We start from the raw sequence: 14,976 nt of genomic DNA on the forward strand, positions 1-14,976 counted from the left end.
TCACCACCATTTTTTGATACTATAGACTATAGGAAATCTCTATGATGCTTTGATTATATTGTAGTATAATTTTAATGTCATATAAACATATAATCAACAACATCTCATTGCGTATAATACTTTTACCGTGGTAAAAGCAAGTAATAAAAACCCATTTTAATAATATACACTTATACTGAACACCGATTTCTTAGATAAGTTGACAGATTGGCACCTATGCCTTCCGAATTTCTGATAAACAAATAACTTTTACGTCTTGTTTATCCTATAAGAGCTCTTAAGTACAATATAGTAATTTACAAGTTGCTTTTTTTCTAAGTTATCTTTGATACACTTTAGATTTAATTACTTAATAGTTCATTTAAATGCATATCAAATTGTTCTTTCGTTACCGCTTCCTTAGATTTTAATCTCCATAACTTAATGCTCATATGTTTAAGCGCAAAATTCTTCTTTTTATCTCTGTCTATTTGTTCAGGAGTTTTATGAAACTTTCCATCAAGTTCAATTACCGCAATAGGTTTACCAATACGATTATCGTAAATGGTAAAATCTAAATGCGCATTATTCATAATAAACTGTTTAACTGCAGGATTAACCTCTAAAAACTTCTTATCTGTTACAACACTAGCTAATGGAAGTTTCACCACCGCATGATATTCGGGATGTTGTTGGGTATACCTATCAAGATATTCTTTAACTGTTTTTTCGAAAATATTATCACAATTTTCTACTACCGTATAGGTCTTCATTTGTTGATATAAATAATCAAAAATGCATACTGTTTTATCTGGTATTACTTCACCATAAGCTTCTATGTACTCGATTAAGTTTCTAGTATTTACATCATACTCTTTAAAAAACTTAACATCTGTTACTAGGACAAATTTCGTCTTAGCCCTTGAAACGGCTACATTTATCAATTCTTTTGAAAACAAATTATTTTTTCCTGTCAAATGATTTATAGCCTTATCAATATGATTTAAAACAGTACAAAAGTAAACTTCATTCTCTCCTTTTCCTTGAAAAGTATGAATTGTGCCACATTGTTTCTTATTATATTTTTCCATCAACTTACTTGCCTGTTTGCGAAATGGTGTAATAATGAATTTTCCTTCAACTTTTGAACATATTGCATCATCAATAGTTACAATCTCTCGTGAATTTACAAACGAGCCACTCTCTAATTCAGCATATTTTCCTTTATCATCATCTATTAAAATCATTGCATCGTCACTTGCGTCTTTGTATATGATTAGTTGATTATCATAAAAATAACGGTTACAATAATTTATTATCTTGTAATCACACCGATAATGCTCTAACAACAAATTAGAAACTGGTTTAATCGTTTTTGAAATAGTACTTAAAAAACTTTCATTAGTAAAATCATATCCATCTTGCACTTTATTGCTAATCCCATTTGAAGAGAGATTAATAATTGCTGGTAACTGCTTATTATCTCCAACTACTATTAACTGCTTAGCTAAATATAGTATTGGTAATGCTGATAAAATATCACATTGTGAAGCCTCATCAATAATGATACAATCAATCTTTGCACCATTATTAAAAAAAGAGTAAAAATTGGATAAAACCGCATCCACTGTAGTCAAAATAACGGGATATAAACCTATTAGATCGTCCTTGCATCTTTTTATGGGCGCCTCATTATCATTCTCTTTTATTTTTGAATAAATATTTTGATAAACGCTGCTATCATATTTCTTTTTTAAACTTTCTAATAGCAACTTCTTGGATAATTCTATATACTCATACTTATATATTTCTCTAATCTTCTTTTGTAGCTGGCATAAATTCTCTTTTTCCAACTTTTTCTCTAAATCTTCTATTTCAATATTCAAGAACTTTTCTTCCAAAAGACTTTGGAGCACAATTCCCTCGCTTTTCAACTTAGCTAACGTCATTCTCCACCTAAAGTACATCAAAATTCTTTTAACAAAGCCTATCTTTTGTCCATCTGCCCTCTTCACTAATAGTTCTGCTAATCGGTCCAGTTCCTGTTTTACGATTTTCGAACTGCTACTCTTCCGATTAATTTTTTTTATCAGATGCTCATATACAGAGAAATCATATGCTTCTCTGCGTTTTATTAGATGCCTATATTGGTTTTTAAACTCACTCAGTTGATTTTTATGTAAAATCAACTCGTTTAGTTGCTCTTCCAAATGCGTTAATTGATTAAATAATATGTTGATTTTTTCTTTTTCAGCTTCTGTAGTTGTAAATGAAATATTTTTAAGTTGTTGCTCATATGTCATCATCTTTTCTTCTAGTGCATAACTTAACGAATCCATAACTTCTTTTTTCCCTAAACGAATAAAAAAATCTGGAATAGGCATTTGTTCTAGTTCTTCCACAACATTATTAATAGCAGAATTGTTTTTTGACACTACTACTACTTTTTTATTTTCATATACCAGATTAGCGATAATACTAAGAATAGTAGTCGTTTTCCCCGTACCCGGTGGCCCCTCAATAATAGAAATTCTATTATTCAGAGCTGCTTCTATTGATTTCTTCTGTGATAGATTGGACTGCTGAAGTAATATAATTGGGTGACTGTGGAACTTACATTCGTTTAACTCCTTATTAACACTTTTTTCTCCTGTAAAGTACGAAAATAGAAGGTTATCCTTTTGGGTGTGTAAATTCTCAAAAATCATTTGATAAATAGTCTTCTTAAAATCGTAGTGCTCATACTCAAATGTACCCTCTTTTTCTCTTTGTTGCAGCAATTCAAAGATTTCAAAATAGTATCTTGCAAAATTTTCAACAACAGATTTTATATCCGTTCGGTTATATTGTTTATTTATTTGAGAATAATAAAAATTCTTTTCAACTTCCTTGTCTTTGAACTTACATTTTTTAATATTTTCAAATTTTATTTGACCTTTTTCACCATTGCCTAAAAACGTATAAAAAACTTTTTCTGAATTGTATTGCAGGACTTCAACCTCAAACTTACTGCCTTTTACACTTTCTATTTCCAAGGATGTCTTTTCATTCATTGAATATTTTAAATACTCTTTTATCATCATTTCTTCTATCTCCAAGATTTCTTATACTAATAGTTTAGTTCCTCTACATTCGCATTAACCATTGAAATAATCTGAGTTAATTCTTATTATAACAAATCTGTAAAACATTTAGGAACAAGTGAAAAAAATAAGCTGTGAGGTATAATGACTTCTCCAACGTATAATCCTCTATCAAATTGATTTCTTTTATCTGTGCCTTATAATGCTTTAAAGAAAGCATCCCAGAAGCATCATCACTTATAAACTGATTTCCCCATTTACTTGTGATTCTGTTATTCTTTACTATTTAAACGGATAACTTTTAAAATGCTCAAGCACAAATGCGTATTATTTCAAGTTGGATGATATATAACTCTTTTATTAAAGTCTACTTAGAATAATAGTTATTTATGATATGATTCAGTCAGTGTATCACAATCTAGCTTTTTATCCAGCCTGCTCTCAAAACATAGCTTCCGATTATTAGCCTAATGGATATGTTAATAATAGAAAGTTGATTATTAACCCGAATACTATCACTTAAGTTAATAGTCATTATCTAATTGAATTATGTTACTCACCAGTCCATATTAATTCAGTATTGTTATATATTAAAACTCAAATAAATTTCTCTTATTAATTTTTATGTAAGACTAAACTATATTTTCGTTTAAGACTTTAAACAATCTATTTCAGATAAATTCATATGGTCACATACTATAATATTAAAATTTAATCACTTGTAGATATATAGTTAACATATTTATCCTCTGATATAACAGCAACAAAAGTCTTTTGGCATTTCAACTTTTGTTGTTCAACATATCTTATCGCTGAATTATACCTAGAACCTCTAGCTGGATCCGTTTTACTAGATGTTATACCATCCAAAATTACTCCTATTGCATGACACACTCCATTAGTGTCACACACAACCGCACCATCTATACACGTAACTAGTTCTATTACTCTTTTTTCAAGTTCATTAGGATAAACCATAGTTGCTGATTCTTTTAATCTCTCAACTTCATCTTTTGCATCGGTTGAAATAACAACCATTGTTCCATGTTCCTGTAATTTTGCTTGCTTAATTATTTCAATAATTGCATCTTCTTTTATTTCAATATCTTTAAAAGTTTCTCTTAGCTTTTCCTTTATTTGATTGCTACTATTAATAATATTATCTGGAATTTTAGGTAATAGATTTGAATACGATAAAAATTCTACTCCATTAATGAACATTTTCCATTTAGAATATTCAGTAAATACAATTTTATAGCAATCATAGCCTTCACATTCCTTTCCATTACCAATAGCAAAGATTTCATTGTCTTCGTTCAGGAATAAAGAAATATCACTATTAGTAATTTGGAGCAGTTTTCTAATACGTTTATAATCATTTAAAGCTACTGACTCTTTCAAAGTTATTAGTTCTTTTCTACTATATATTAAATTATCTATGTTAGTGTCTTTGTTTCGTTTAACAAAAAACATAATACTCCCTTTATTTGCAGACTTTTCATATTGCATAGTAGAAAGCATATTAAGATGTACAGAATTATTATAAAGAAATCCATTACTCTCCACGGAAGCACGCCTAAATATTTCATCATAATTTTTGATTCTATGAAGATCCCTCCTCCACTCAACTGCCCAGATATACTCTAATTCATGTATGAAAGGATGTATTTTCCCATTAAATGATAGTAGAGTTTTATAAGTTTCTTTATAAAATTCAATTATAGCAAATTTATAAAGTTTTTCTTTATCACCAAATCGCAAAATATCACGATATTCTTGAGGATTGGAGCACCAATAAATCGAGTTAAGACTACTTTTATTTAGCGATTCTTTGATATGAAAGCCAAAACTATCACACACAGTCTTCATTTCATTATAAAACTCGTAGTCGTTTTTTAAAAAATTTTCTATAGCTAACTTTAATGAATCTCTTACATCTTGGTTATTTTCACATGAATAAAAATTCAGCTCATATTCTGGATTACTCCTCTCATCATCTAGATTTAAATCAAAACAATATATATCTTTAATGCATTTTATTAAGATATTTGTACCCAATATCTTAGTAAATTCGTTTATTATCAGTTCCTTTTCTTTTTTTAGCGTAATCATTTTATCTTCAATTATATTTTTTTTCATAAAAATCTCATCCATTTATTATTTAAAAATACCTTCCTCATTTTCAAGTCAACATTCTACGTTGAGCATTTAATATTTTCTTTATAATTTATAACTTCAATAAGATATTTACAGATATATCATATTTCAATCACATTATGAATCAGTTTAACTTTTCTAACTTCTTACCTCTCATATATAAAATTTAATATATTAACTTTAAACCCTTCCATTATATATCACTTTAAATTCTCCATTGAATTCAACTGAACAAATAAATATTTCTTTATTTTCTCCTATAATAATTAAGAAAACATATTTTTTAATACCAATAGATTCTTTTGCTATTTTAATAATGGTACTTTTATCAGTTCTCGATGGTTTAGCTCTAATCATAACATGAGTGTGCCATTCTCCTAAATAATTTATGGAACCATCTGATTTCTTCCACATATCATTAATTATTCCTTGCGCAATTTCTCTATCTCTAATAAAAGAAACCGGAGTTTTTCTTAAAGAACTTTTTACCTCACAAATATCAGTAATTAAATATTCAGAACAATCTTGATTAAATTTACCTAATATTATTCCTCCTGTTTCATCAATGTCACTCTTTTCATTAAATTCCAGCAACTTGTTAACAGCAACATCCTCAATCTTTAATACAGAATATTCACCAATATTATATGTCCTCATTGTTATCTATCCTCACAAATTTCTCATATCTATCATTCTTAGCTATCCAATCAGCAGCTATTTTCATCTTATTCTTCCTTGCCCATTTAATTCTACCTATTTTCGTATAAATATAATTACCTTGAATTTTTTTTTCAATAAAATTCTTATTGAAAGTATCAATAAAACTATTTATAAATTGTTGTGCTTCAAATCCTGAGTAAGGTGCATACGCACTTTGACATCCAGATTCACTTTTTAAGTATTTCCAAGATTCTTTTAATACTGATATCTTAAAATTTTCTGAACTATCTAAGATTGAATTAATAGTATTTTTATCAATTTTCTTCCGACAGATTATAGCATGTCCAGCAATTAAATAAGGTTCAACCCACATTATAATTGTTGGCTTTATAATTTTACCATCTTCTAATAAACTTATTATCTTTTTTTCTATAGTTATGTTCCCAACAACTATAAATATATAATCATTTCTATTTAAAATATCAATGTCATTCTCGAGTATATCATTTATATCCTTATTAATTAGTACCAACTCAGTATCTGGATAGTGCCTTAATATTTCATTCCTCATTGCAGTTGTTTTATATAACCCTACCTCACTTGCTCCACAAACATGCCTTCCAATATTTTCCGAATTTAATATATCATTATCGATTAGTGAAATAGTGCTAGATATTCCAACATCAATAATAGCCTTTGTTAACATGCTTCCTATTGATCCACATCCTACAACTACAATATTTTTATTCTCAGTGATTTTTCCATCTCCACCTCTCGTGAAAATCCTTTTCCGAGTAAAGTTATTAAATTTTATTCTTTTTACCTCTTTATCTTTCTGGAAAATTAGAATACTTTTTATTGTTTTATTATTTATCTTAACCAAGGATGATTTAATACTCGGCTGTCTTATTCCTAATAATATCCTTTCAGTATTAATAATTTGTGAAATTATAATAATTGGATCCTCCGTATTACTAGCAACATAATTATAATAAAACTTTCCATATTTAGTTTCATCCATTCTTTTTACTATATCATTAATATCTCTTGGTGGTAATATTAACTCTATATCATCTAATGGTATATATAAAACTTTCTTAATATTAATATCAGCATCGATTCCTTTTGTATACTTTATATAATCGCTTAATTTTTTTTTGGTTTCAGCTATAACTAAATAAGTTTTTCCTCCTGCAGCATATAATATTTTAGGACTATTTATTGGCTGGAATATTACGTCAGCTTTAATTTTTGCGTTCTGTTCCCATCTAGTTACTATTTCTTTTCTAAAATCCTCTAAATTTCTTAAATTTATACTATCATCAATTAACTTTATGGCTCTTTGAATAGTATTTTCAACCTCTTCTTTATAAAATATAGTATTAGGATTACTTTCATCTTCATCATATAAACATAGCTTTCCACCTTTGTATATATGAGGTATAAGTATACCCTTTTTACTATCATCATCTATAAAAATTTCTACATACTTAGCAGGAAACTCATTCGGAAAAACTATTTTAAAAGTAATATCCTTTTTTGAAATAATGCAGTTACAATAAACACACTCATCCTTTTCATTAATTTCACACTTATACCCTTTGCTTCTTAAGTATCTATATACTTCTTTATGCAAAATGATGATTCTCCTTACTTAACAATATTGGAGCTGTTGTTGATGCGTATGCCATATTTTCTCTTATAATATCCTCACCTTCCGGAAAACTATCCCCTAATATTTTTCTTAATTCTGCAGCTGCTTCTTTTTCATTGTTTATTTCATTTATAGCTTTATCAAGTTTTTTCTTCAAGGTATTTAATCCGTTCATAATTGATGTTTTTGTTGTCTCGCTTGCTCCACTAAATAAATCCTCATCAGTTGGAATTACAGGTTTATAACATTGGAAATTATCTTCTAACTCATCAATTATGTTTGTTATAGTGCTTAATAATGCTATATCATCTCTTTCCTTTTCACCTTGAAAGTGATTTCCAACTAAAATTGTTATAGCTATTCCCTTTAAATCGATACCTTTATTTTCTTTCCAACCCTTTAAATACTTCACTAATCTACGTAACTGTTCTCCGTTATCATTTACCTTTTCTCTAAACCAATTTGTAAAAGATCTGGGATCACTTACAATCCAGCCTTTGGTCTTATGCGCTAAATATGCTACTTTAATTATAGTTTTATCTTCTTGTTCTTCATCCCTTACAATGTAGCTCGGTAAATCAATATGATAATCCGCCTTATATATAACTCTAATACAAGTATTTTTATCTACTGGAGGCGTATCAGTATGCCCGTCCACGCCATCATAAATCCAATTATGTATAGTTTGTGTAGTTGGCCATTTAGATATATCATCAGAATATCCTTGTATATATATTCCATTATCTAAATCGTATTCTTCTCCTTCTTTTGGAATTACTGTAGTTTTCATAATAAATGACCCTTGCATGCAAAATTTAGGTATACTTTTTCCTTTCTCTTTAAATTTACTTGTTATTTTATTTCTTAATGCATCTCTTCCTTTTATAATACGTTCTCTTTCTATGTTTGATAATGAAATATTAGTATTATATTTTAAAAAAAGTTCATTTAGATTTGCCATATTGTTTTATTCCTCCTATTCACAACTATTTTTTATAAAATCTTAAAATCAAAAATATGTTTATATAAGCTTTTTATTTCTATGATTGAAAATCAAATTCTATCCGTTTTTACTATCATTAAGCTTGAAAGAATTAAATAAAATATCAAAATCTAATGTAATATATTAATTCCTACTTAAATTAATTGTTATATTGTCAAAAGTTTTTCTACTCTATCTTTATTTCCTCGATACTTTACCTTTCTAAATAGAGTTATATCTCCATCTTCTGAGACTTTTATTGTAATTGCAAAATAAGCTCCATTAACTGCAGCATTAGTTCTTGCGCCATACATTTTCCCACATTTACTTTTATCAAAATTTTTATGTTGTTTTATCATTTCTGAATAGGATATAATATTAAAATCTTTATCTAGTAATGTTGCTCCATCTACTGATGCTATCAGTTGAAGTGTATCATCATTAACCTCAGTAATACATGGATTCATATTATTAGATTTAATAAAGTTCTTATATGTGTTAATAGATATACTAGATTCAAATAGTTTGTTTTTATTTTCTTTATAATATTTTTCATCAGTAATTATTACAAAAAGTGCCCCCGTATTACTTATGGACATTTTTTTAACATTACATATAAGTTTAAATATTTTTTCTGAAATAACATGAATATTTTTTATTTCCTTACTCATTATGTTCTTTACTTTTTCCTTATTATAGCTATTAAATTCACAGTTTTTGAATACATCTCTAATAATATCCTGGAATTTATCATAAACAAGAAAATTTGGATTTAGGTATATACCTGAAAATATGTGATGAGCTAAAGAAACGTAATTTTTAATTTTCCAATCGCAACTCTTTTGACATATTGAAAAATAATCATTAATCCCAAACTCTATTTCTCTGTTTTCAATAGTAATATACAATATATCATCTATTTTTCCAGAATATTCTTCTAACTCTTTATTAATTCTTTCTTTTTCTTCCTTCAGAATATCTATTACAAATCTTCCCATTTCTTCAAAAGGATGTTTTGCTTTTTCTTTTCTGTTGTTTACAAATTCCAAATATTCCTTCTTATTTATCCCAATATGTTTTTGATTGCAAAAATTTTGATTAAGAATATATTGAAAAAAAGCTTCTGAATACAAGTTTTCTGTTCCTAATACCATCTCATCAATCAAGTCGCTTAAAAACAGACTTTTTTCCTTTAATTGCCTAATATTACTCATAATATCACATATCTTATTGCAGCCAAAATTTATTTTGATTACTCCAATAACATCAAAGTCACTATTCAATACTACAGCATAATTTCTATTATCTATAATTTTCAGTAATGGCTTCTGCGTACATATAAATTCTTTTAAATCACAAGTTTTAGTTTTGATGTATTCAAAGTTATTATTATCTTTAAAAAAGTCTATTGCCTTACCATTCTTACAATAGAAAATTCCCATTTTGATATTTTCATTTTCATATGTTAAATTACTCATATCTTGCAATGTTTTTATAAAATGCTGCTTTCTGATTTTCTTACCATCTGAATCTATTGCTATATCTCTGAATATAATAGAAACTGCTATTTTATTAAAAATATGACTTATGTCATCGAAATTTAATTCATTTTTTTTTAAATAATCTTTGATAGTTGAATCTATTATTTCTAATGCTTTTTCATAATGCTTGTCAACATATTTAATTATAGATTGCTCATTTTCAGGAACAAACTCTAAGCGTGATGTTGATGAGTTCACATTTTTTGAATTTATTTTCACATTATATCCAATACCTACAAATTCTGTAATATAAGAACTTAATTGATCTAATGCTAGCCTCAGGTCGTTAACACTTTCCATATTTACATCTTGCCTCCTTTTTCATCACTTTAAATATACACGTAATAATAGTACTTTCAGTACTAATTACATACAGATTTCTTTGTATAAATCGCCTATTAATTTAAATAAAAAAGTCATTAATTTCATTAGAATTTTTTATTTCAGCCCATTTGTTGAATGCCATCTCACATAACGTTTTAATAGCTTTAGGACTTGCATTATCCAACTTAATGGTTTTTCTTTGGTCTTCTGACAACGGTGGAGATTCTATTCTTATATATTTATCACAGGGTAATAAATCCTTCAAAAATTTTAAATTGTTATAAATAGCTACGCTTTGAACATTCATTACCATCTCTATAATGTTCTTAAACCAAAATATAGACCATTTTCGCCTATTCATTGTAGATGAAAATCCATTTGTATTTGAAATACTGGCTATGGATAATAAATCAAATTTGCCTTTATTTTTTATAAAATATTTTGAAACTTCTATTGCACCTATCAATGCAGGATCATTTGCACCAAGACCTCCATCAATAAATGACCCTTCTCCGGCTTCTTTAATATATGCTATTGGGAAATATGTTGGTGCTGCAGATGTTGCAAGTGCAACATCTGCAAGCTTTATATTATTATGTAAACTCAAATTTGAACTATGATCCTTCTTAAACACTGTCATTTGTTGATTTGATAATCTTATTGCCGGAATACATATATTTTTATGCAAATCTTTTATCTTCTTATCTCCAAAGACTTGTATCAATGCAGTTTTAAGTTCTTTATCAGAATATTTCCCACGAAACACTAACTGTTTAATAGTAGAAAATCCATAAGTAATTGATTTTTTATTAGGAAATATTAAAGGTCCTTTTTTTTCATAGAAATCAATTATTTGGTCTATCTTTATTCCGTGAGCTAATGCTAAAGCAATTATTCCACCTGTAGATGTACCACAATACATGTCAAAATATTCATTCAGATCTACATTATATTCTTCTGAAATATATTTAAGTATGTATGCTGAATATAAACCTTTTATACCTCCTCCATCAATACTTAGTACTTTAAGTTTTTTCTCTTTGCACATTTAAAAATCATTCTCCCCATTTTTAAAAATATCTTACAAATTCATTTGGATTATTCAATATGGAATTCACCGAAGCATTATTATTATCAAACAAAATTTATGTGTATTATATACGTAACAAGATTTATAAATTAAAAATTTGATTTAATATATCATCATGCCAATTTTTTCTTCTCCCAGGATGATAAAAGTTATACTTCTCTTGTTTAATCCCAACAAACTTTGTATTATTATTTAATGTAATATATTTAAAAGCATGCTCCGCTACCTTTTCCAAGCAAGCTTCAGTTCCCCATCCAAATATTATTAAAGGCATATCATCTATTCGTAATGCATTATCCCTTTCACCTTTTCGTTTGGCTGAAAAAATACTGTGTACGCTTGAATCTGATGCATCTTTGAACTTAAGCAAATGCTCTTTAAGGTAAGTTGAATTTTTTTCTCTAACATCTGATAAATTTAATATTCTTACATGCCTCCATTCTCTAACACTCATTATATTCATTATTCTATCCTGAGTAGTATCTGGAATTGCTCTAACTAACGTTTTATTTATAAAATCTATACTAAAAAAATTGCCATCTATTATTGTTTCAATATAATCTGGCTCATTTAGCATATCTGGTTCTGATCCGCCAGGATTCATCATAATTGCAATTGCATCAGGTTTTTTTAATATTTGATCAATTTTATTATCCAAATCACTACTTGCCTCTACAATTTCTAGTACACTTCTGCAAGGAATTAATTTGTTTTTAACTTGCAACGTATAAAAATGACCATAGCAGTGATATTTCTCTCTAAGCTTGTCTTGTGGCAGTTTAATGTATTTTGGTTTCATAATTCTTCCTCTTAATCTATTTTAATATCTGTACATAATTTAAATACTGGACTACGTCAATCTATATTTATAAAGATTTATTTCTTAGCTTTTCATTATAAACATAATGCCTATATTAATTTTGTAAACACTTTACTCCACCCATCTATGAAAAATCCCAATAACATTCTCATCTTTTTCATTAATTTTCTTAAACAATATATCCAACATCCCCTTATAAATCCTACACCTATAAGAATTAATATTAGGAGCAAATAAATTACCATACTGAGCATAATTGCATACTGGGCATACTCCGCAATATGGACTATAAACGCATTGCTCACATCCTGGAATTGCTTCTAAGCATGATGAAAGTGCTACAGTCTTACATACTGGGCTTTTTATCAAATCTTTAAGGTTATTTTCAAATACATTTCCTAGCTTAAAGCTTTCATCGCCCATTTCGGCTAACATTCTTCCTTCATCACAGGTATAAATATTTCCATCGTAATTATAAGCAAGTTGTCCAATTGCACCGCCACAAGGTGACCTTAATTCCATATAATTAATTGGATCATTATTTAGAATTTTCTTTAAGAATATTACTGCATTAGCTTCTGAAATTCTTATTCCTTTTAAAGCAAGCTCTATTATGTAATCTAAGGTTTTCTCATAAAACTTTAAATACTCATCTGCAGTATATCCAAACTCGCCCCAGTATTTTGCTGCATATCCCATTGGTGTTAATGGTCGCACAAATATTGTTTTTAATCCTAATGAAACATATTCATCAACTATTTCTTTTGGATAATTAAGACTAAATTTACTTGTTGTCTGTATCGCTTGGACTATATTTGATGAATTAGCTTTATTATTAATTTGTTTTATTTTGCTTTTAGTTATTTCTAAGCTATTTCCTTTATTATATTTTCTATTTACATTATGTACGTCCTCGGGACCATCAATTGATGTAGATAATCCGATATTATTTTCAAGAATAAAATCTATCATTTCTTCATCTAATAATGTTAAATTTGAGACCATAGAATAGCATATATTCTTTTCCAATTCTTTATTTCTTTCCTTAGAATAATTTACAATGTACTTTAATACTTCAAAGTTTGCCAGTGGCTCTCCTCCTTGAAATTCAAAGGTTAAATTTATAGATGGAGATTGAAGTGCTATATCAACTGCCTTTTTTGCTATTTCTTTGTTCATAAACTTATGATTAGCTTCACAGTTCGCTACATTGTTTTTAGCTGATGCTTGGCAGTATATACAGCTTAAATTACAAAAGGTAGTAAGAACAAATATATGTAATTTAGTCCCACCGTTAAGGTAATTTTTCATCTTGCTTAATTCGTTTGACGCTTTTTCAATAAATTCATCTCTATCTTTATATATAAAATAGTTATCTTCTAACAATTTAAGTACATTCTCAGAAATATTAAAATTATGTTCAATAATATTCTTCATATCATTTTTATCAATAAATAAAAACCTGCCTAAATCATTAGTAATTAGGTACTTATCATTTGTATTTTCAAAATTAAAATAATTAAGCTTATAGTCTGCTTTTGTTAAACTTTTCATTACACAATACCCATTCCCTTTAAGTTTTTAAATTTCTTAGTAGAAAAAAAGAATCCTCCACATTTTTCTTTTACTTTGCATCCCTCACATTCTTCTCCATATCTAACCTTATATTCAGTGATACTTCGCTTAGTTATACTCCAAAATTTTTTATCAATATAACATAATGGAATATTATAAATATATGAGCGAATTCCTTTAGATAATAAAATAATACATGCCTTCTCTAATTGCTCCTTAAAATCTTTAAAATCAATCCAGACTTCATCAAGGTTCATATATGCATTTCCCAATATTTCCATAGCCATAAAATTTACTCTGTGACAATTCGGAAACTCCGTACTAATCATTTCTGCTATATTGACTAAATCTAAATAATTCAATTTATTTATTACAACTCTTATTTCAACAAGCTGTTTATACTTTAACAGATTTTTTATTCCACTTACAGTTTGGACATAGCTGCCATTAGCTCTTGTTATGTCATCATGTATTTCCTTCCTATGAGAATGAAGTGGAATTCCAATAATCATGTTATTGGGGCTATGTTTTATAAATTCCCTAATATAATTTTCATAATAAAAGGTTCTTCCATTTGTTAGCATTATAAATTCAGCATTATTAAAGCTATTGGTACATGTATCTAAAATTTCAAACAAGTCCTGTTTTAATAAAGTTGGTTCTCCACCAGTAATGCATATAAATTTAGTATTATTATCCATTAATTTAATTGCTGCAATTAAAGCATCTATGTCTGCATTATGTCGTGTTTTTCTAATCCCATCAGAATCTGGGCACATTATACAATTATTATTACATTGATTAGTTGTTAAAATAATCTGTTCTGTAGAACTTCCTTTATACAACACCTTTAGTGAAGTTTTATCAGAATTTAACTTTACTATATCCCCGGATTCCATCTTATTTATATTGACCCCAGAAATAAACTGAATTTTTTTATTTAATAAATATTTTTTTAATTTGTCTGGAAGTGAATTTCCTTCAAATATATATCCTGTAAACCCCTCTTTAAATGCTTCATATTCATTATCTTTAATAACCAATATTGAATTGTCTTTTAGATCTGCATTATCATATGTAATTTTTCCAACGAATTCCATTTAATGTGCTC

The 14,976-nt window shown here is 27.7% G+C and carries 10 protein-coding genes; all 10 read right to left on the reverse strand.

Annotated features, from left to right (window positions below; translation table 11 throughout):
* Positions 1–341: 341 nt before the first annotated feature.
* The 10 genes from T483_RS0110640 to hxsC all read right to left on the reverse strand — a co-directional run bounded on the left by T483_RS0110640 (position 342) and on the right by hxsC (position 14,965).
* The gene (locus T483_RS0110640; protein WP_026886836.1) at positions 342–3,062 is read right to left on the reverse strand and encodes an AAA domain-containing protein; all 2,721 of its coding nucleotides are present in this window, start codon (positions 3,060–3,062) and stop codon (positions 342–344) included.
* A gap of 711 nt (positions 3,063–3,773) precedes the next feature.
* A complete protein-coding gene (locus tag T483_RS0110645) occupies positions 3,774–5,201 on the reverse strand; it encodes a diadenylate cyclase (protein WP_026886837.1) in 1,428 nt (475 codons plus the stop codon).
* Positions 5,202–5,399: 198 nt separating this feature from the next.
* Positions 5,400–5,876 (reverse strand): Mov34/MPN/PAD-1 family protein, encoded by a 477-nt coding sequence (locus T483_RS30110; protein WP_051560341.1) that lies wholly within the window; start codon positions 5,874–5,876, stop codon positions 5,400–5,402.
* Positions 5,863–7,515, reverse strand: a complete 1,653-nt coding sequence (locus T483_RS0110660) for a ThiF family adenylyltransferase (protein WP_026886838.1) — start codon at positions 7,513–7,515, stop codon at positions 5,863–5,865. Before T483_RS0110660 ends, T483_RS30110 begins: the two co-directional genes overlap by 14 nt.
* The gene (locus T483_RS0110665; protein ID WP_026886839.1) at positions 7,508–8,494 is read right to left on the reverse strand and encodes a CBASS cGAMP synthase; all 987 of its coding nucleotides are present in this window, start codon (positions 8,492–8,494) and stop codon (positions 7,508–7,510) included. The genes T483_RS0110660 and T483_RS0110665 overlap by 8 nt, the downstream gene beginning before the upstream one ends.
* Before the next feature lie 188 nt (positions 8,495–8,682).
* Positions 8,683–10,356 carry a diadenylate cyclase gene (locus T483_RS0110670; protein ID WP_026886840.1) on the reverse strand — a complete coding sequence of 558 codons (1,674 nt, stop codon included), beginning with the start codon at positions 10,354–10,356 and terminating at the stop codon, positions 8,683–8,685.
* Positions 10,357–10,459: 103 nt separating this feature from the next.
* On the reverse strand, positions 10,460–11,428 hold the full coding sequence (locus T483_RS28965) for a CBASS cGAMP-activated phospholipase (RefSeq protein ID WP_051560342.1): 969 nt from the start codon (positions 11,426–11,428) through the stop codon (positions 10,460–10,462).
* A 124-nt stretch (positions 11,429–11,552) separates the two neighbouring features.
* On the reverse strand, positions 11,553–12,269 hold the full coding sequence (locus tag T483_RS0110680; RefSeq protein WP_026886841.1) for a DUF1643 domain-containing protein: 717 nt from the start codon (positions 12,267–12,269) through the stop codon (positions 11,553–11,555).
* Positions 12,270–12,401: 132 nt separating this feature from the next.
* Positions 12,402–13,844, reverse strand: a complete 1,443-nt coding sequence (gene hxsB / locus T483_RS0110685) for a His-Xaa-Ser system radical SAM maturase HxsB (RefSeq protein ID WP_026886842.1) — start codon at positions 13,842–13,844, stop codon at positions 12,402–12,404.
* A complete protein-coding gene (gene hxsC, locus T483_RS28970; protein ID WP_051560343.1) occupies positions 13,844–14,965 on the reverse strand; it encodes a His-Xaa-Ser system radical SAM maturase HxsC in 1,122 nt (373 codons plus the stop codon). Before hxsC ends, hxsB begins: the two co-directional genes overlap by 1 nt.
* Positions 14,966–14,976: the final 11 nt, after the last annotated feature.

Source organism: Clostridium beijerinckii HUN142 (genome assembly GCF_000621745.1).
Classification (GTDB): domain Bacteria; phylum Bacillota; class Clostridia; order Clostridiales; family Clostridiaceae; genus Clostridium; species Clostridium beijerinckii_A.